This window comes from Streptomyces sp. SID8352, assembly GCF_009862265.1.
In the GTDB taxonomy this organism is placed as follows: domain Bacteria; phylum Actinomycetota; class Actinomycetes; order Streptomycetales; family Streptomycetaceae; genus Streptomyces.
The window spans coordinates 1-16,770 of sequence record NZ_WWGX01000076.1; the positions used below are offsets into that span (position 1 = coordinate 1).

Annotated in this window: 26 protein-coding genes; 24 read left to right on the plus strand and 2 right to left on the minus strand. The window is 72.2% G+C overall.

Annotated elements, in window-relative coordinates; all coding sequences use genetic code 11:
• The first annotated feature begins 189 nt into the window (after positions 1-189).
• Together GTY84_RS23575 and GTY84_RS23580 are read left to right on the plus strand one after the other, a co-directional pair.
• A complete protein-coding gene (locus tag GTY84_RS23575) occupies positions 190-330 on the plus strand; it encodes a hypothetical protein (protein WP_161228386.1) in 141 nt (46 codons plus the stop codon).
• 90 nt (positions 331-420) lie between these two features.
• Positions 421-744 carry a DUF6191 domain-containing protein gene (locus GTY84_RS23580; RefSeq protein WP_161228387.1) on the plus strand — a complete coding sequence of 108 codons (324 nt, stop codon included), beginning with the start codon at positions 421-423 and terminating at the stop codon, positions 742-744.
• A gap of 242 nt (positions 745-986) precedes the next feature.
• On the opposite strand, the gene GTY84_RS23585 is transcribed toward GTY84_RS23580, so the two are convergent.
• Together GTY84_RS23585 and GTY84_RS34720 are read right to left on the minus strand one after the other, a co-directional pair.
• Entirely contained in the window at positions 987-1,157 is a 171-nt protein-coding gene (locus GTY84_RS23585; RefSeq protein ID WP_161228388.1) for a hypothetical protein, read from the minus strand.
• 90 nt (positions 1,158-1,247) lie between these two features.
• Positions 1,248-1,382 (minus strand): hypothetical protein, encoded by a 135-nt coding sequence (locus GTY84_RS34720; RefSeq protein WP_272919260.1) that lies wholly within the window; start codon positions 1,380-1,382, stop codon positions 1,248-1,250.
• Positions 1,383-1,492: 110 nt separating this feature from the next.
• Between GTY84_RS34720 and GTY84_RS23590 the strand changes: the two genes are divergently transcribed.
• From GTY84_RS23590 to GTY84_RS23690, 22 genes are all read left to right on the plus strand, one after another.
• Positions 1,493-1,783 carry a hypothetical protein gene (locus GTY84_RS23590; RefSeq protein ID WP_161228389.1) on the plus strand — a complete coding sequence of 97 codons (291 nt, stop codon included), beginning with the start codon at positions 1,493-1,495 and terminating at the stop codon, positions 1,781-1,783.
• A 29-nt stretch (positions 1,784-1,812) separates the two neighbouring features.
• On the plus strand, positions 1,813-2,013 hold the full coding sequence (locus GTY84_RS23595) for a helix-turn-helix domain-containing protein (protein ID WP_161228390.1): 201 nt from the start codon (positions 1,813-1,815) through the stop codon (positions 2,011-2,013).
• Between the two features lie 230 nt (positions 2,014-2,243).
• On the plus strand, positions 2,244-2,396 hold the full coding sequence (locus tag GTY84_RS33165) for a hypothetical protein (RefSeq protein WP_202551656.1): 153 nt from the start codon (positions 2,244-2,246) through the stop codon (positions 2,394-2,396).
• Positions 2,397-2,514: 118 nt separating this feature from the next.
• Positions 2,515-2,769, plus strand: a complete 255-nt coding sequence (locus tag GTY84_RS23600; RefSeq protein WP_161228391.1) for a hypothetical protein — start codon at positions 2,515-2,517, stop codon at positions 2,767-2,769.
• A 19-nt stretch (positions 2,770-2,788) separates the two neighbouring features.
• Positions 2,789-3,076: an HNH endonuclease gene (locus GTY84_RS35040; protein ID WP_161228392.1), complete on the plus strand. Its 288-nt coding sequence runs from the start codon at positions 2,789-2,791 to the stop codon at positions 3,074-3,076.
• Between the two features lie 140 nt (positions 3,077-3,216).
• Positions 3,217-3,441 (plus strand): hypothetical protein, encoded by a 225-nt coding sequence (locus GTY84_RS23610; RefSeq protein WP_161228393.1) that lies wholly within the window; start codon positions 3,217-3,219, stop codon positions 3,439-3,441.
• 6 nt (positions 3,442-3,447) lie between these two features.
• Positions 3,448-3,891, plus strand: a complete 444-nt coding sequence (locus GTY84_RS23615) for an ATP-binding protein (protein WP_161228394.1) — start codon at positions 3,448-3,450, stop codon at positions 3,889-3,891.
• Positions 3,892-4,243: 352 nt separating this feature from the next.
• Positions 4,244-4,516: a hypothetical protein gene (locus GTY84_RS23620; protein ID WP_202551657.1), complete on the plus strand. Its 273-nt coding sequence runs from the start codon at positions 4,244-4,246 to the stop codon at positions 4,514-4,516.
• Complete coding sequence (locus tag GTY84_RS23625) at positions 4,455-6,035, plus strand: phage terminase family protein (RefSeq protein ID WP_237532575.1); 1,581 nt, start codon at positions 4,455-4,457, stop codon at positions 6,033-6,035. Before GTY84_RS23620 ends, GTY84_RS23625 begins: the two co-directional genes overlap by 62 nt.
• Positions 6,017-6,214 (plus strand): hypothetical protein, encoded by a 198-nt coding sequence (locus GTY84_RS23630; RefSeq protein ID WP_161228395.1) that lies wholly within the window; start codon positions 6,017-6,019, stop codon positions 6,212-6,214. Before GTY84_RS23625 ends, GTY84_RS23630 begins: the two co-directional genes overlap by 19 nt.
• Entirely contained in the window at positions 6,211-7,599 is a 1,389-nt protein-coding gene (locus GTY84_RS23635; protein ID WP_345943507.1) for a phage portal protein, read from the plus strand. The genes GTY84_RS23630 and GTY84_RS23635 overlap by 4 nt, the downstream gene beginning before the upstream one ends.
• Position 7,600: 1 nt before the next feature.
• Entirely contained in the window at positions 7,601-8,566 is a 966-nt protein-coding gene (locus GTY84_RS23640; protein WP_161228396.1) for an HK97 family phage prohead protease, read from the plus strand.
• A gap of 1 nt (position 8,567) precedes the next feature.
• Positions 8,568-10,064, plus strand: coding sequence for a phage major capsid protein (locus tag GTY84_RS23645; RefSeq protein WP_161228397.1), 1,497 nt, complete (start codon positions 8,568-8,570; stop codon positions 10,062-10,064).
• Between the two features lie 77 nt (positions 10,065-10,141).
• Entirely contained in the window at positions 10,142-10,489 is a 348-nt protein-coding gene (locus GTY84_RS23650) for a hypothetical protein (RefSeq protein ID WP_161228398.1), read from the plus strand.
• A 6-nt stretch (positions 10,490-10,495) separates the two neighbouring features.
• Entirely contained in the window at positions 10,496-11,317 is an 822-nt protein-coding gene (locus GTY84_RS23655; RefSeq protein ID WP_161228399.1) for a hypothetical protein, read from the plus strand.
• Positions 11,317-11,772, plus strand: a complete 456-nt coding sequence (locus GTY84_RS23660; protein ID WP_161228400.1) for a hypothetical protein — start codon at positions 11,317-11,319, stop codon at positions 11,770-11,772. The genes GTY84_RS23655 and GTY84_RS23660 overlap by 1 nt, the downstream gene beginning before the upstream one ends.
• Before the next feature lie 9 nt (positions 11,773-11,781).
• Positions 11,782-11,988: a hypothetical protein gene (locus GTY84_RS23665; RefSeq protein ID WP_161228401.1), complete on the plus strand. Its 207-nt coding sequence runs from the start codon at positions 11,782-11,784 to the stop codon at positions 11,986-11,988.
• 8 nt (positions 11,989-11,996) lie between these two features.
• Positions 11,997-12,176 (plus strand): hypothetical protein, encoded by a 180-nt coding sequence (locus GTY84_RS23670; protein ID WP_161228402.1) that lies wholly within the window; start codon positions 11,997-11,999, stop codon positions 12,174-12,176.
• Between the two features lie 2 nt (positions 12,177-12,178).
• Complete coding sequence (locus tag GTY84_RS23675; RefSeq protein ID WP_161228403.1) at positions 12,179-12,676, plus strand: hypothetical protein; 498 nt, start codon at positions 12,179-12,181, stop codon at positions 12,674-12,676.
• A gap of 3 nt (positions 12,677-12,679) precedes the next feature.
• A complete protein-coding gene (locus GTY84_RS23680; RefSeq protein WP_161228404.1) occupies positions 12,680-13,192 on the plus strand; it encodes a hypothetical protein in 513 nt (170 codons plus the stop codon).
• 8 nt (positions 13,193-13,200) lie between these two features.
• Positions 13,201-13,650 carry a hypothetical protein gene (locus GTY84_RS23685; protein WP_161228405.1) on the plus strand — a complete coding sequence of 150 codons (450 nt, stop codon included), beginning with the start codon at positions 13,201-13,203 and terminating at the stop codon, positions 13,648-13,650.
• A gap of 134 nt (positions 13,651-13,784) precedes the next feature.
• Positions 13,785-16,770: hypothetical protein (locus GTY84_RS23690; RefSeq protein ID WP_161228406.1), on the plus strand; the 2,986-nt coding region annotated here is incomplete at its 3' end.

Genomic DNA, 16,770 nt, shown 5'->3' on the forward strand with positions numbered 1-16,770 from the left:
GAGCGGCCACCGCTACTACACCGGCCCGCGCCGCTGCTGGGTCTGGGAGTACACCGGCGGCGCGCTGCCCCGTACCGCTCCCGCCGGCGCCGAGTTCTACGACGCCTGACATGCCCCGGGGCGGCCGCTCGCTGCCAGGCATCCCGGCCGCCCCGGTCCCATCCCGAACCACGAGACGGAGACGCCATCATGGCACTCGGCTGGAAGAACCCACCCGCCCCCGACGACCCGAGGCTGAAGGGCCACGAGACGACCTACCAGGCGAGCCGGGGCGGCTGGCACAAGCCCCCGCAGCAGCCCACCCCCGGCACACCGAAGTCCCCTCGGTGAACGTGCGGTCAGCTCGGAAATCGAACGAGGCAGTCGTATGTGTTTCCGAAGAGCGTGTGAGCGTGACCCTTGCCCTGGATACTGGGAGGCATGGGATTCGCCGTCTTCATGACCCTGCCTGGACTGGTCATCGTGCTGACCGGGCTGGCCTTCGCTGATCAGCTGCTTCTGCGAGCCGGGCGAGCCGGGCTGCTGCCGTGGCGGAACAGCGCCAGGCAGGGGCAGATCTCAGCAACTGGCTTCGAGCAGCTTCATGCGAGCTTCTCCCCGGGCAAGCAGAGCGAACTGAAGGAGCGCCAGTCGGCGCTCATTCTGAGGGACGACGACGAGGACGGAGCGCCGCCGAACCGGACCATGGTGGACTTGGAGGGCGGAACAGCAGTCGTTCGGATGCCTCCTCCAGCTGGCCGGTAGGGCGAGCGCCAGCCTCGCGGTCCGGGTCATCGGTGCAGCATCGCGGGTTCAGACAGGTGAGGGCCAAGGAGAAGATGCTGCCCTTGTCTCTGGCGTGACGGCGTGCGTGCCTGATCCAGGCGAGAGACCGTTCGACGACCCAGCAGCGGGGCCGCTCCACGTGGGCCGGCCCGCCCCACGCGCCCCGGGAATTGCGTCGGCGCCCGCCCCGCTGGATGCGGGACGGGCGCCGGGCGCGTTGTTCAGCGGCGGTTCAAACGGCGCTGGTAGAGGCGGCTCCCCGCGACGAGGACCACCACCACCGCCCACGCGATCCACCACCCGCCAGCGGGACGGCCGAGTGCGGCCGCCACCGCCAGCGCGACGCCTCCGGCAGCGATGGCGATCACGTCGATGTACCGGACGAGAACCATGGTCTGGCTCCTTTCTGCTCTGACTGTCTGGCCGGTCTGGGATAATGGGGACCCCGGAGGGGGCGACTTACTCTCGCCCCCTCCGGTCTCTCACCGCCGGTGGCGTCCGCGACGCTTGGTGGCCTCGCGGGTGTACCAGACGGCGATCACGGTGCTCACCGCGCCGATCGCAGTGAAGACTGCTCCTGCGATCGTGGCGATGAAGGCCGCATCATCCCGGTTCATTCTCTGTCTCACCCCCTCTCCCTCTCGGTGTACCCCCATCTTATAGGGGGGTCTATAACTACGTCAAGGGGGGACTAGAAATCTTTCGGGGTCAGCCGTACCCTGAGCCCATGACCGACACACCCCCCCGCGACGACCAGGCACACACCGACCTCCGCACCCTCACCACCGCCTACGTAAACGCTGTACAGGCCCGCCTCCGCGAGATCCCCGACCCCATCGCCCGCGAGTACGCCGCCCGCCTCGTCCAGGAAGAACTCCTCCCCGACGTCGTGAAGCAGACCAAGCCGGTACGCGCCGAAGCCGTCAGCATCCTGAAGGAGGGCCGGACACTGAAGGAGGTCGGCAGCCTGACCGGCCTCTCCATCGCCCGGGTCGACCAGCTGCTCAAGGGGAAGTGAGCCCCGCTCGCTGGCGCATCATGGGGCGTATGGACCCCCTGTACGCCCCGCCCGGCCACCTCACCACCCGCCAGACCGCCCAGCTCCTCGGCATCGCCCCCGACAGCGTCCGCCAGCTCGTCCGCCGCNGCCACCTCACCCGCGCCGGCGGCACCCAGCGCCATCCGCACTTCGCCGCCCGCGACGTCGCCGCCCTCTACGCCACCCGTCGTGCGCAGGCCGCCGCTTGACCGCAGGTCAGAGACCTGTCACGATCGCGGTGAACACCTGTGCCCGCAGACGGCACCGGAGGACACCCGAGGCCCCGCCTACCAGCGGGGCCTTCTGCGTTCGCTGACCGGCGACGGCGCGGAGGAGGGGTAGCGGCCCTCAGCGTCCAGGACGGGAGCCTGGCCGCACTGTCGCCCACCACCCGAGGCCCTGCCACCGGCGGGGCCTTCCGCATGCCTGGAGGCACGCCATGCCAACCCAGACCGAGGCCCCCCGCACCGCCGCCGAAGCTGCGCATCTCCTCGCCACCCAGGGCGCCCACGTCCACATCGTCAGCGAGGGACACGGCACCTGCCTGGAGGGCACCTGCAACCTCCTGCCCACCCTCCCCACCCCCCGGTAGCCCCCAGGCAGCCACGCGGGGCCCAGCGGAACCACGATCACGGAACGGCCACACCAACCCCACCCGGCCCCCACGACCGGCATGATGCTGCCCACGACCGCGCGCCCTTGGGGGGACCATGAGCAGCAGCTACCGCGACATCCAGACCGCCGTGAGAACCGAGAAGCTCCGCATCTGGTTCGCCTGGGCCTCGGGCACGATCATCCTGCTGATCATCGCCAACGGCACCAAGGACGTCCGCATCCTCAGCGTCATCACCCAGGTGCTCCTCGTCGTCGGCTTCATCGCCCTCACCGTCGCCCTCTTCCGCATGACCGGAGCCCTCAACCGCAAGGCCGCCAAAGCCCGCCGCGAGATCCTCGGAGACGACTGACCACCAGGAGGAGGCGCCCGTGACCGGCAACTCCCGCAACGGGCGCCCCTACCGCCGCCTCACCATCTGGCAACGCGCCCTCGGCCTCCCCTGCTGGCTCTGCGGCGGCGAGATCGCCTACTGGATCACCGGCCCCGAAGCCGGGCGGCACCCCGAGGCGTTCACCCTCGACCACGCCGTCCCCCTCTCACACGGCGGCGACCTCCTCGACCCCGCCAACGCCCGCACCGCGCACCGCCGCTGCAACAGCGCTCGCGGCAACCGCACCACCACCCGGAAACCCACACGCTCCTCACGGAGGTGGTGACCGGATGATGCGCACGCTGCTGCACCGCCTGGCCCGCCGCTGCCCGACCCACGACCGGGCCTCATACGCCGTGACGTCCCGTCTGGAGCGGTAGCTCGGCCACCATGGTGTACCTCGGCCCTCTGGGACCCCTGCCGCCCATGGCGAGCCGCTCCGGGTGCGTGCACGAGCCGCCGCTGGACCCCCGCTGGGAGTGGGTCGAGTCCCCGGCCTACGGCGGCCCGGCGGAGTACATCCGCGGCGCCTGCCGGCACGTGGCTCCGGTCGAGGTCCGCGCCACGGTGACGGACGAGGTCGTCGCCCACCTCTGCCCCGACTGCGACCTCCAGCTCCCCGCCGAATGGAAGCCCGCCGCCCGGAGGTGACAGCCCGTGCTCTACGTCGTCACCGGCCCGCCCGCCGCCGGCAAGTCGAGCTGGATCGAGGCCCGTGCCCGGCCGACCGACATCGTCATCGACCTCGACCGCATCACCCTGGCCCTCACCGGCCCCGGCGCCGCCCAGTGGGCCCAGTACCCCGTGGCCATGAAGGTCGCCCACCGCGCCCGGTACGCGGCCATCGACGAGGCGCTCAAGCACGTCGACCAGGTCGACGTGTACCTGATCCACACCATGCCCAGCACCAAGTGGCTGGCCCGCTACCGCAGCCACGGGGCGGAGGTGGTGGCGGTGGACCCGGGACGGGAGATCGTCATGCAGCGGATCGCCGACATGCGTGCGCCAGGACTGCAGGCCGTCGCCACCCGTTGGTACGCGCAGCGGTCGAAGCAGCGCGCGACACGGAGCGTCACCCGCCAGTCCTCGCGCGCCTGGTAGCTCCGGCAGGCCCGGGCCGGGCCCGGCGGGCCCCGGTCACCGGCGGTGCCTGCCGGTGGTGACACTCCGGCACCGCCCGGACCGGCGCCACGCTCGGTGACGGAACCGGCCGCGTCGGTCACGTTCCGTGCTGGCACCGGACGTCGGGGGTCGAGGGGAGGGGGGCCCTTGGTCATCGTGGATTTCGGAGCCCGGGCGACCCAAAAGCCCTTGTCGCCCGTTTTTTTGCGCGGCGCTATTCATCGCGAACTCAGTCCGACTGAATTAGTGACTAATCACCGCGAACCGGGTTCGACCGAATTAGTGGCCGTCACTCTGCGTGATGTGACTCTGTGTGATGGTCGGGGTGGTCATGAGCGTTGCCGACAAGATCGCCGCCGAGCTTGACGCTCTCCACGCGGATGAGACATCGCCCGGCATGGCGGCCGTCGCCCTCGACCTCGCCAACGCGATCGACAGCACGAACGTCCCCGGCGCGAAGGCGCAGGCGGCCCACCAGCTCCGGGCGATCATCGCTGACCTGCGGCGTCTGGCCCCCGTCGAGGCGAAGGGGGACGCGGTCGATGACATCGCTGAGCAGCGAGCGAAGCGCCGGGCGGCTGCCCGCGAGCAGGCCGGCGGCTGACGGCCTGCTGACCGGCTGGCAGACGCCGCCGATCCAGACCGCGCCACCGTCCGTGACCAGCGCCGGGCAGGAGGCCATCGACCTGGCGGCCAAGGCCGGGCTGAGGCTGGACCCGTGGCAGCAGCACGTCCTGCGGGTCGGCATGGGCGAGACCCCGGACGGGTCCTGGGCCTCGTTCGAGGTCGGGGTCAACGTCCCCCGCCAGAACGGCAAGGGTGGGATCATCGAAGCCCGGGAGTTGTGGGGCCTGTTCATCGGCGGCGAGGAGCTGATCCTTCACTCCGCGCACGAGTTCAAGACGGCGAAGAACGCCTTCCGCAGGATCGAACGCCTCATCAAGGGGTGCCCTGACCTGCACAAACGCGTCAAGCGGTACTGGCAGACCACCGGCGAGGAGAGCATCGAGCTGCACGGCGGGCAGATGCTGCGGTTCATCGCCCGGTCGAAGGGCAGCGGGCGAGGGTTCAGCGGCCACTGCAACGTGATGGACGAGGACATGATCCTCGGGGACAACGAGATGGACGCGCTGCTGCCGACGATGGCCGCCATCGAGGACCCGCAGATCTGGTACCTGGGCAGCGCGGGCATCGGGGCGCCCTCCGTGCAGCTCGGCAGGCTGCGGCGCCGCGCGCTCGCCGCGATCGAGGCCGGCACCCCCGACCCGTCCCTGGCGTACTTCGAGTGGTCCGCCGACCCGCACGTCAAGGAGTGCCCGACCGGCTGCGACGCCCACGACGACGCGGCCTCCGACGAGGCAGTCCTGAAGTCGAACCCTGCGGTCGGGTACCGGCTCACGCTGGAGAAGATCCGCAACGAGCGGGCCACCATGAGCCCCACCGGCTACGCCCGTGAGCGGCTCGGCGTTGGCGACTACCCCTCCGACGAGGCCGACGCCTGGCAGGTCATCGGCAAGGACGCCTGGGATGCCCTGGCCGACCCGGACAGCCAGATGGAGGACCCCGTCGCGTTCGCCCTCGACGTGACCCCGGAGCGCAGCCACGCGAGTATCTGCGCCGCCGGCCGCAGCGGCACGGCGGACCACGTCGAGGTCATCGACAACCGGCCCGGGACGGACTGGGTGGTCAAGCGGGCCCGGGAGCTGACGGAGAAGTGGGGCCCGCGGTGCTGGGTCGTCGACCTGGGCAGTCCGGCCGGCGCGCTGATCCGGGACCTGACGAAGGGGCTCCAGGTCGACCCGGACGAGGAGCCCGAGGGCGACGAGGAGCCGCGGCTGCTCGCGCCGGTCGTGCAGATGAAAACGAGGGACGTCGTGGAGGCCGTCGGCCAGTTCTACGACGCGGTGGCCGCGTCCGGGATCAGGCACCTCGACCAGGCGCCGCTGGCGACGGCGCTCGCGGGCGCCCGCAAGCGGCAGCTCGGGGATGCGTGGGCGTGGGCCCGGCGCGGGGTCGGGGTGGACATCACGCCGCTGGTGGCCGGGACGAACGCCCGGTGGGGGCTCTCGGTGGAGATCGAGGAGCCGGAGGAGGAGGTGGAGCCATGGGTGGACTTCGGCTGACGACGGAGGGCCGGGCCCGGGCCGGTGTGGGCGGCGGCGGGCTGCTGATCACGGCCGGGATCGGCCTGGGGGCCGGGCTGGCCGCCGCACTCATCACGGGAGGGGTCCTGCTCGCCGCCTACTGCCTGTTCTTCACGGACGTCGGGCCCGGGAGCCGGGACGGGGGTGAGGACCGGTGAGGAGCCTGTGGCGCGCAGTACGCGACCGCGGCGAGGAGCGGGCGGCGATCGCCACGATCGACGACTACGCGATGGCCCTCCAGGAGGCCCTGGGCTACGGCGGCTGGTCGGCGCTCGGCATCACCCAGACGCAGCCCGGCCAGGCCGCGGAGAAGGCCCCGGGGGACCTTCCCGGGTACGCGCAGCTCTTCGCGACCAACCCGGTGATTTGGTCGTGCATGACCGCCCGGCAGATGGTGTTCTCCTCGCCCCGGTTCATCTGGCAGCGCCTCAACAGCGGCATTCCCTCGGAGATGTTCGGCTCGCAGGAGCTGCGGCTCCTGGAGGAGCCGTGGAAGGGCGGGACGACGCAAGGGCTGCTGTCGCGGGTCATCCAGGACGCCGACCTGGCCGGCAACGCCTACTGGACACAGGTCGAGGACGAGCTGGTGCGGCTGCGACCGGACTGGGTGTACATCGTCCTGGAGCGCCGGGAGTACCGCGGCGGCGTCCTCGGCTGGCACAAGCTCGGCTACGTGTACCAGGAGCCCGGCGAGGAACCGGTCCCGCTGCTCCCGGAGGAGGTGGCGCACTTCGCGCCGGTCCCGGACCCGCTGGCGACGTACCGGGGGATGTCGTGGCTGACGCCGGTCGTCCGGGAGGCCCAGACGGACGGGCTGATGGCCCGGCACAAGGCCAGGTTCCTGGAGAACGCGGCGACCCCGAACATGGTCGTCCGCCTGGCGCGCGAGGTGAGCCCGGAGGCGTTCGCGAAGTTCAAGGCGAAGATGGAGGCCAACCACCGCGGCGTCGAGAACGCCTACAAGACGATGTACCTGGGCGGCGGAGCGGACGTCACCGTCGTCGGCTCCGACTTCAAGCAGCTCGACTTCGCGAAGGTCCAGGGCGCCGGGGAGACCCGCATCGCGGCCGCCGCGGGCGTTCCGCCGATCATCGTCGGGCTGTCCGAGGGACTCCAGGCCGCCACGTACAGCAACTACGGCCAGGCCCGCCGCAGGTTCGCGGACGGCACGATCCACCCGCTCTGGCAGGACGTGGCCGGGTCCTTCGGCCTGCTGGTCCGCCCGCCCGGACGCAGCACGTCGGGCGCGGTCCGGCTCTGGTACGACGCGCGGGACGTCCCGTTCCTCCGGGAGGACGCGAGGGACGCCGCCGAGATCCAGGGCGTGCAGTCCCGCACGATCCGCACGCTCCTGGACGCCGGGTACACCCCGGAGTCCGTCACCGCGGCCGTCAACGCCTCGGACTGGAACCTCCTGGTCCACACCGGGCTGTTCTCCGTGCAGCTCCAGAGGCCCGGCGCGGGCGGTCCGCAGCCGGACCCCGCCCGGGCGCTGGCCGCAGCACGCCAGGACGCCATCCGACCCATCGAGGGGAGGGCCTGAGATGCCCGCCATGCAGATGGCCGCCCGTGAACTCCTGCGGTCGGCCCCGTTCCAGCTCACCCGCGCCGACGGCGACGAGGAGGGCGACGGCCGGACCCTTACCGGCTACGCCGCGCTCTTCGGCGTCGACACCGAGATCAACTCGTGGGAGGGCCAGTTCACGGAGAAGATCCGCAAGGGCGCCTTCCGCAAGACCATCCGCGAGCAGACCCCGGTCCTCCAGTTCGACCACGGCCGTCACCCGCTCATCGGGAGCATCCCGATCGGCGCGATCAGCGACCTGCGCGAGGACGACCAGGGCCTCCACGTCGAGGCCCGCATCACCGACAACTGGCTGATGCAGCCGATCCGGGACGCGATCGCCGAGGAGACCGTCAACGGCATGAGCTTCCGCTTCGAGGTCGTGCGCGAGGAGTGGCGCGACGTCAACGGCAAGCTGGTCAAGCCGGAGGAGGTCTACGACCTGCTCTGGATGCCGGGCGACCGCGGGCCGCTCCAGCGCGAGCTGATCGAGCTGAAGTGCCGCGAACTGGGTCCCGTCGTCTTCCCGGCCTACGCGGGCACCAGCGTGTCCGTGAGGGCCCGGGACATGGCCGCCGGCCTCGCCGTCGACGACACGATGGCCCGCCAGATCCGCGCCTCCCTGGCGCGCGACGCCGCGACCGCGGCGCCGCAGGTACCCGACGACCCGCAGCTGCGCCGCGAGGTCGCCACCGCGCTGCTCTACCAGCAGCCCGCCCCCCAGACCCCCGAGGCCGCGCCGCTCCCCGCGGAGCACCCGGACCCCGCCCGCACCACCGGCGCGCCGGCCACCGACGGCCACCCGCCGACCCCGACACCCGACGCGCCGCCCGCCGCAGGGCACCCGTCGCCCGACCCGGACACCGTCCGCCGCCGAGCCCAGATCGCAGAGGTCCGGGGCCTGATGCGCGGCGTCCTGGAGTCCATCACCGACAAGGACGACTGACATGCCCGTACAGCTGAGCCACCCGCAGGCGGTCATCCGCCTCCAGGACATCACCGCCGAACTGGAGCGTCTCGAAGGGCTGGAGACGCTGACCGCCGAGGACGAGCAGTCCTTCGACGAGCTGACCCGCGAGTTCGCCGAGGTCGACGCCCACCGGCGCCAGCTTGAGCGCACCGCCGCGCTCCAGCGGATCCGCGGCGCCGCCCCGGCCGGCGGGGGCCGCCGCCCGGCCGCCGCTACCACCATCCAGCCCGGGACCGCGTTCAGCGGCCGGGACTACGACTCCGACCCGATCCTCAACCCGGACAGCGTGGAGGACCGCCGGTTCCGCAACCCCTGGGACCTGTCCGAGGTCCGCACCTTCGGCCGGTCGACGGAGGAGGTCGGCCAGGAGCTGCGGGCCCGCGCCCTGTCCGCCGTCGAGAAGATGTCCGCCGCGACCGACCACATCCGGTCGGCGGCCACGGGCATCATCGAGTCCTTCGACGACAAGAAGGGCACCCTCGCCCGCATGTGCCTGGCGACCTCGTCGCCGGAGTACCTGCGGGCCTGGTCGAAGCTCGCCTCGGGCCGGGGCAACCTGATGTCCCCGGATGAGCAGAAGGCGCTGGAGCGGGCCATGTCCCTGACCGACGCGGAGGGCGGCTACCTCGTCCCGTTCCAGCTCGACCCCACCCTGATCATCACCAGCGCCGGGTCCCGCAACCAGATCCGGCAGGCCGCCCGGACCGTGGTCGCCACCGGCGACGTCTGGCACGGCGTCTCCGCCGGAGCGGTCCAGTGGCGGTGGGCCGACGAGGCGTCCGAGGCCGGGGACAACGCCCCCGCCTTCGGGCAGCCGACCGTCCCCGTCCACAAGGCGGATGGATTCGTGCCCATCTCCATCGAGGCGATGAGCGACGCGGAGAACGTCACCATGGAGGTCGGCCGCCTGCTGGCCTTCGGCAAGGACGTCCTGGAGGCCGGGGCCTTCATCAGCGGCACCGGCGTCAAGCAGCCCACCGGCATCGTCACCGCGCTGGCGGGCACCGCGAGCGAGGTCGACCCGGCCACCCCGGAGACCTTCGCCTCGGCGGACATCTACGCGATGGACGGCTCCCTCGCCGCACGCTACCGCGCCAACTCCTCGTGGATGGCCAACCGGAGCATCTACAACCTGGTCCGCCAGTTCGACACCCAGGGCGGTGCGGACCTCTGGGAGCGGATCGGCGCGGACGTGCCCGCCCAGCTCCTGGGACGCCCGGCCCTGGAAGCGGAAGCCATGGACTCCAGCTTCAACCCGGCCGCCGCCGGGGACAACCGCATCCTCGTCTACGGAGACTTCGAGCACTACGTCATCGCCGACCGCATCGGCATGACGGTCGAGTTCCTGCCGCACCTGTTCGGCGCGAACCGCCGGCCGACCGGCCAGCGCGGCTGGTACGCCTGGTACCGCGTCGGCGCCGACTCGGTGAACGACGACGCGTTCCGGATGCTCAACGTCGAGACCACCGTCTGACCCACCAGTGCCTGCCGCGGGCCCCGCCTTCCGACTCCGAGGCGGGGCCCGCGGCATGCCCAGAGAGGAACAAGCCCATGGCACTGCGGTGCAAGAAGTCCTTCTCCGCCTACGTCAACGGCGCCCCCCGCGTCGTCAAGACCGGGCAGCTCGTCCCGGACGACGACCCGATCGTGAAGGGCCGGGAGACGTCCTTCGAGTCCGTCGACGCCCACCTGGCCGCCCGCCGGCCGCGCGTCGAGCAGGCGACGGCCGACCCCGGCCAGCCCCGGGACCTCACCCCGCCCGCCCCGCCCGCGGACCCCGGCCCCCCGCCGCCGGCCCCCGACACCCCGCCCGCGACCCCCGAACCGAACCCGGCTCCGGGCCCGGCCGGTGACAGCAAGCCCCCGGCCCGGCGCGGCCGGGGCCGCACGGCCAAGTAGGGCGCGGTGCCCGTCGACCTCGGCGCCACCGTGCGCCTGACCGCAGAGTGCCGGGACCCGGGCGGCCTCCCCGTCACCGCCGCCTCCGCCGCCGTGACCATCACGCTCCCGGACGGCACCGCCGCCACCCCGCCCGCCGCCGAGGACCCGGCCGCCCCCGGCACCTACCACGCGGACCACGTCACCACGCTGTCCGGCCGGCATACCGTCCGCTGGACCTGGACCGGCCCGGCTAGCTCCTACACGGACGTCTTCGACGTCCAGGAGGAGACGCCCCCGGCGATCCTGTCGCTGGCGGACGCACGCCAGCACCTCAACCTGAACAGCCACAAGGACGACGGCGAGGTCAGGTTCTGGATCACGGCCACGACCCGCGCGGTGGAGCACTTCGTCGGGCCCGTCCTGGTCCGCGAGTTCACCGAGCGGCACACCGTCCGCAACGCGGCGGCCGTCGTCCTGCGGCGGACCCCGGTTGTGGCCGTGACCGCCGTCGACTCCGTCCTGAGCGGCACGGCCGCCTACCCCGTCGACGCCCTCGACATCGACCCGGACACCGGCGAGCTGGTCCGCCTGGACGGCGGCTGGATCTCGGGACGGCTCCTGATCACCTACCGCGCAGGCCGCGCGGTCATCGCGGAGAACATCCTCGGCGCCGCCCGGATCATCCTCCAGCACCTCTGGGAAACCCAGCGCGCCAGCCGCGGCGCGGTCCCCGGCAGCAGCCAGGACTACGCGGTCACCGAGCCGATCCCCGGCCTCGGCTACGCCATCCCCAACCGGGCCCTCCAGCTCCTGGAGCCGGACCGGCTTCCCCCTGGAGGCGAGTAGTGGGCTCCCGAGTACCCGAGATCATCGACGCCCTGGTGACGCTGGCCCGGGCCGACCCCGGCCTGGCCGACGTGCGCGTGACGGACGGCCCGGAGCTGACCGGCGACAGCGACCGCGAATGGCTTGTCGTCGGCTTCGACGGCGACCCCGAGGGCGACTACGAGGCAGCCCAGACCGTGGGCGGCTGGGCCGACCTCGGCGGCGGCGGCGAGGAGGAGTTCCAGATCCCCGTGGCGGCCCTGGTGATGAGCGGAGACACGGACGTCGTGGCCCTGCGCCGCAGGGCCTACGCAATCGCGGACCACGTCGAGACGTGGCTGCACGCGAGCCCCGGTCTCGGGCTGGAGTCGGTGGAGGCCCAGATCGCCGGGACCCAGCTCGTGCAGGACCAGACCAGCCGAGGCGCGCGGGCCCGGCTGGTGCTGACCGTCGCCGGCCGCGCCTTCACCTACTGAGAGGGACATATGCGGGCATCCATTCCGTTCGAGGAGGTCGCCGCCTTCGTCGAGAGGCTCGGCGCCGACCTCATGAACGTGGCCTCCGTGGAGATCTCGCCCACCTGCGTGACCGTGACCGAACTCCGGCGCGACGAGAACGGGCGACGGTTCTCCGTAGGCACCAGGGCGGCAGCGGTCGTCACCGACATCCGGATAGAGAGGGGCACGTCGTGAGCGTGCGGATGCGACACAAGGACCTGGACCGGGAGATCGAGGTACCGGACATCTCGGTCACGCACTACGAGCGGTCCGGGTGGAAGCGGGTCGAGCCCGAGCCCCCGGCCCCGGGCGGAGAGACAGCAGCGGCCCCGGCCGCGGAGATGCCGGCGGCACCGCGCCGCCGACGAGAGGGAGGGACCTGACCATGGCAACACCGATCCAGGCGGCCAAGCGGTACTACCGGCGCGGACGGTCGAAGGTGCTCTGGGTACCGACGATCCAGAACAAGCAGGCCCCGACGAGGGCGGAGCTGGACGCGGGTACGGCGCTGGAGGGCGAGACCGGGGCGATGCAGGGGTGGCAGACCACCTCCGGCACGGTGCCCACCCCGGCGCTCGGCAGCCGGTTCACGCCGGTGGTCGGCGGTGAGATCACCGCGGCCGACAGCTCGCTGACGTTCTGGGCGTCCCGTGACGCGGACGACGTGCGCACGCTGCTGGTCCGCGAGGCCGACGGGTTCATCGTGTGGATGGACGAGGGCGACGTCCCGACCCAGACCATGGACGTCTTCCCCGTCACCGTCACCTCCCAGGCCAAGATCCGGGAGCTGGACCAGGCGGCGCAGATCATGTGCCAGTTCGCGATCACGAGCGAGCCCGCCGAGAACGTCGCCATCCCGGCCGCCGCAGGCGGAGGCGGCTGACCGATGGCGGGCAGTGTGCAGATCCTCGGCACGGGCCAGCTCCTGAACCTGTCCCGGCGGATGCGCACGGCGGGCGGCCCGCGGCTCCGGCAGAACTTCTCCCGCCGGGTCCGCCGGGCCGCCGAGCCGCTGCACCGGGACCTGCAGCGGGCGCTCCGGACCCAGTCCCTCGCCAGCGAGGGCCGCAAGGCGGGGAAGCGCGGCGGCCCCTCGCCCACCACCCGGCCGCTGCGGTCCACCCTCGCCGGGGCGGTCCGGATCAGTGTCCGGTCAGGCGCGGCGCCCGGCGCCCGTATCTGGATCGACAAGGGCCGCCTGCCGCCCGACCTGCGGAACATGCCCTGGGTGATCGACCAGGGCAGGGTCCGCCACCCCGTGTTCGGCAACCGGCGGCGGTGGGCGACGCAGTGGGCCCGGCCGGCGGGCTGGTGGACGAAGACCGTGCAGACCGGGACCCCGCGGATGCGGGCCGAGATCGAGCGGGTCCTGGGCGACGTGCGCCGGGACCTGGAGTAGGAGGACCAGTGATCATTTCGTTCACGCAGGACGACGGGACCGTGGAGCGCCTGTCGACCGACGACCTGTCCGCCCGGGAGGCCGCCGCCATCGAGGAGGCGCTCGGAGATGTGCAGTGGACCCGGGTCGAGGCCCTGCTCCAGCTCCAGGACCCGACGGCGATGCTCGCCACCGTGTGGGCGTTCCGGCGCCGTACCGACCCGGAGCTGGTGTTCGGGGACTTCGACGTTCCCGGCTTCAAGCGTCGGCTGAAGGTCCGGATCACCCGCGAGGAGATCGAGGACGCGCTGACCAACCTGATGGTCCAGGCGCTGAGCACGCAGGCCGAGGACACCCAGATCGACGTCCTCACCCCGCACCTGCGGAAGCTCGCGGACGACCCGGCCGATGTGGACGCCGCTCTCGACGGGCTGGGAAAAGGCCACCTGGCGAACCGCCGCCAGGTCTCCGGGGACTGATCGAGCAGTACGAGCCGCTGCTGATGCACTACCTGCACATGCAGCCGTCCGAGATCGACCGCCTGTCCGCTCGCCGGTTCCTCCGGCTGGTGGCCTGGCTCGACCAGCATCTGGCAGCAGGGAGGTGAGCAGCCGTGCCCCGCCTCACCTTCACCCTGACCGGCCGGGACGAGCTGACCCGGGTCCTGAACAACACCGGCGACAGCGCGGACCGGCTGCGGCTGCGGATGGCCGGGATCGTCCGGGCCTCCGACGGCAGCCTGCGCACCCTCCAGGGGCAGGCGCTCACCACGGACGAGGCGCTGCGCCGTCTCGACGCCACCGCCGGCGGCACCCGCACCAGCTTCACGTCCCTGAGCGACGCCGGGGACAAGCTCGGCGAGTCGATCAAGTCCAACCTGATCAGCCTGGCCCCGGCGGTCATCCCGATGGCTGCGGCCCTCGCCAGCTCGGCCGCCGCCGTCGCCGGGGCCCTGGGCGCCGGGGCGGTCGCCGCCGGTGCCTTCGGCCTGGCGCTGGGCCCGCAGATCGGGAAGATCGGCGAGGCCGCCCAGGCCCAGACCAAGTGGGAGGAGGCGCTCGCCACTTCGGGGCGGGGCAGCGCCGAGGCCGGGCAGGCGGCCCTCGACTACCAGCGGGCGCTGGCCTCCCTGCCGCCCGCGACGCGGGAGGCCGCCGTCGCCGTCGGCCTGCTCAGGTCCTCCTACGACGAGTGGTCCGACAGCCTCTCCGGCGACGTGATGGCCCCGCTCACCAAGGGCGTGGCCATCGCCAACGCCCTGCTGCCCAAGACGACCGGCCTGGCCCGGGGCGCGGCCGGGCAGGTCGACCGCCTGATGACTCTGCTCGGCGGCGCCGTGTCGACGCCCGGCTTCGACGCCATGAACCAGCGGTTCGAGGAGTACGCCACCGGGACCCTGGACCGCGGCATCGACGGCCTGACCCGCTTCCTCGCCAAGCTCGACGCGGGCGAGTACCAGGGCGGACCCCTGGCCGAGTTCTTCGACTACTCCCGCGAGGTGGGGCCGGAGGTCTGGGAGACGCTGGAGAACGTCGGCGAGGCCCTGGTGCACGTCCTGGACGCCGGGGCCGACGTCGGTGTCGGCATGCTCGACGTCGTCAACGTGCTGACCGGGATCGCGTCCGCGGTCCCGCCCGAGGCCCTCGCCACCCTCCTGCAACTGGCCATCGCCATCAAGGCGGTCAAGCTCGCGGCGGTCGGCGCGGACGCCGCCCGCGCGGTCCTCGCGCAGCTCGGCGTGCAGATCGGCGTCATGTCCGCCGCCGCGCGTACCTCGTCGACGTCGCTGGGCGCGGCGACGGCGGCGGTCGGGGCCCTGTCCCGCGGCGCGAAGCTGGCGATGGCGGGTACCGGTATCGGGCTGCTGCTGGTCGGGCTGGACATGCTGACGTCCGGCAGCGAGAAGCCCAAGCCGAACGTTGACCGGCTGACGACGTCGCTGACGGAGCTGGCCGAGTCGGGGCGGCTCGGCGGTGAACTGGTCCGCGCCTACGGGGATGACCTGAGCGGGCTCGCCGACGCCTTCCAGAAAGTCGTGGACCCGCAGGGCCTGGACCAGGTCCAGCAGTCCATCATCGGATTCTTCGGGGCCGACAGCACGCCGGTGAAGGAGGCCAAGGAGAACGTCGACGCGCTCGACAAGGCTCTGGCCGGCATGGTGTCGGGCGGCCGGGCCGACCTCGCGGCCGAGGCCCTCACGTACCTCACCGAGGAGACGAGCGCGCATGGCCTGTCCGTGGACGAGGTCCGCGGGAAGCTCGACAACTACCAGGAGGCGCTCGCCGGGCAGGCCCTTGAGCAGCGCCTCGCCGCCGCGAGCATGGGCATCTTCGGGGACCAGGCCATCGCGGTGCAGGCCCAGCTCGACGCGCAGAAGCAGTCCGCCGACGGGCTGCGGCAGAGCATCCTCGCCCTGAACGACGCCAACCGGTCGGCCTACGACGCGCAGATCGGGTTCGAGGCGAGCATCGACGCGCTCACCGAGTCCTTCGAGAAGAACGGCTCGACCCTCGACCTGAACACCGAGAAGGGCCGGGCCAACGGCACGGCCATGTCCGCCGCGGCGAAGGCCCACGACGAGATGCTGGCCTCCGGCCTGGCGGCCGGTGAGTCGCTGGGCAGCATGTCGAAGAAGAGCGACGAGCTGCGCGAGAAGATGCTCAAGCTCGCCGAGGCCACCGGCCTGTCGGACAAGGAGGCCGCCGACTACGTCAACACCCTGCTGGGCGTGCCCAGCGAGATCAAGACGACGATCCAGGCCGAGCGGCAGGAAGCCCTGGCCGGGCTGCGGGAAGTCGAGTCGGCGATCAACGACACGCCGTCCGCAAAAGAGGTCACGGTCAAGACGCTGTCCGCGGCGGCCATCAAGGCGCTGGAGGCTGTCGGCCTCAAGACCCGCACCCTGCCCGACGGGCAGACCGAGGTGTATGCGGCCACCGGCGTCGCACTGGGCAGCATCGCCGCCGTCGAGACCGCGATCCAGAAACTCGACGGCGACACCGCGAACACCTACACCAACAACTACGTGCGCACCTACTACGACGCGGTCCAGCGGCAGACGCACGGCCGGACCAGCGCGCAGATGGGCCGGGCGCAGGGCGGCCTGGTCGGCGGGTACGCGGCCGGCGGGCCCGTGCAGGTCGCTCCCGACGGGCTGCTCAGCGGCCCCGGGACCGGGACGTCGGACAGCATCCTGGCGATCTTCGCCAGCGGCGCAGTCGCCCGGGTCTCGAACGCCGAGTTCGTGGTGAACGCCGCGGCGACCCGCAAACACCTGCCGCTGCTCACGGCCATCAACAACGGGATCGGCGGGTTCGCCGGCGGGGGCCAGATCGGCGGCGCCGCGTTCCGCTACGCGCCGACCGCGCCGTCGGCCGCGCAGCTCTCCCTGTCCACGGTGTCCGGCTGGTACGACCAGGACGTGCAGCGTCTCAAGGACGCCTGGACCAAGCTGAACGAGGCGCTCCGCGACCAGGCGAAGAAGAGCACGGCGGCGACCCGGAAGGCGGTGGCGGATGCCCAGCGGGCGGTGAACGCCGCGGACAAGGCGCTCGGCCTGCGGGCCGGGAGCAAGGTCTCCGGGTTCAGCCTGACCGGCT

Bases quoted from the DNA above. Each gene is read 5' to 3' on its own strand.
- GTY84_RS23600 (WP_161228391.1), top strand. From the start codon at position 2,515: ATGAGCAGCAGCTACCGCGACATCCAGACCGCCGTGAGAACCGAGAAG.
- GTY84_RS23640 (WP_161228396.1), top strand. From the start codon at position 7,601: ATGCCCGCCATGCAGATGGCCGCCCGTGAACTCCTGCGGTCGGCCCCG.
- GTY84_RS23610 (WP_161228393.1), top strand. From the start codon at position 3,217: ATGGCGAGCCGCTCCGGGTGCGTGCACGAGCCGCCGCTGGACCCCCGC.
- GTY84_RS23585 (WP_161228388.1), bottom strand. From the start codon at position 1,157: ATGGTTCTCGTCCGGTACATCGACGTGATCGCCATCGCTGCCGGAGGC.
- GTY84_RS23630 (WP_161228395.1), top strand. From the start codon at position 6,017: ATGGGTGGACTTCGGCTGACGACGGAGGGCCGGGCCCGGGCCGGTGTG.
- GTY84_RS23650 (WP_161228398.1), top strand. From the start codon at position 10,142: ATGGCACTGCGGTGCAAGAAGTCCTTCTCCGCCTACGTCAACGGCGCC.
- GTY84_RS23675 (WP_161228403.1), top strand. From the start codon at position 12,179: ATGGCAACACCGATCCAGGCGGCCAAGCGGTACTACCGGCGCGGACGG.
- GTY84_RS23680 (WP_161228404.1), top strand. From the start codon at position 12,680: ATGGCGGGCAGTGTGCAGATCCTCGGCACGGGCCAGCTCCTGAACCTG.
- GTY84_RS23590 (WP_161228389.1), top strand. From the start codon at position 1,493: ATGACCGACACACCCCCCCGCGACGACCAGGCACACACCGACCTCCGC.
- GTY84_RS23575 (WP_161228386.1), top strand. From the start codon at position 190: ATGGCACTCGGCTGGAAGAACCCACCCGCCCCCGACGACCCGAGGCTG.
- GTY84_RS23665 (WP_161228401.1), top strand. From the start codon at position 11,782: ATGCGGGCATCCATTCCGTTCGAGGAGGTCGCCGCCTTCGTCGAGAGG.
- GTY84_RS23645 (WP_161228397.1), top strand. From the start codon at position 8,568: ATGCCCGTACAGCTGAGCCACCCGCAGGCGGTCATCCGCCTCCAGGAC.
- GTY84_RS23625 (WP_237532575.1), top strand. From the start codon at position 4,455: ATGACATCGCTGAGCAGCGAGCGAAGCGCCGGGCGGCTGCCCGCGAGC.
- GTY84_RS23580 (WP_161228387.1), top strand. From the start codon at position 421: ATGGGATTCGCCGTCTTCATGACCCTGCCTGGACTGGTCATCGTGCTG.
- GTY84_RS23670 (WP_161228402.1), top strand. From the start codon at position 11,997: ATGCGACACAAGGACCTGGACCGGGAGATCGAGGTACCGGACATCTCG.
- GTY84_RS23620 (WP_202551657.1), top strand. From the start codon at position 4,244: ATGAGCGTTGCCGACAAGATCGCCGCCGAGCTTGACGCTCTCCACGCG.
- GTY84_RS34720 (WP_272919260.1), bottom strand. From the start codon at position 1,382: ATGAACCGGGATGATGCGGCCTTCATCGCCACGATCGCAGGAGCAGTC.
- GTY84_RS33165 (WP_202551656.1), top strand. From the start codon at position 2,244: ATGCCAACCCAGACCGAGGCCCCCCGCACCGCCGCCGAAGCTGCGCAT.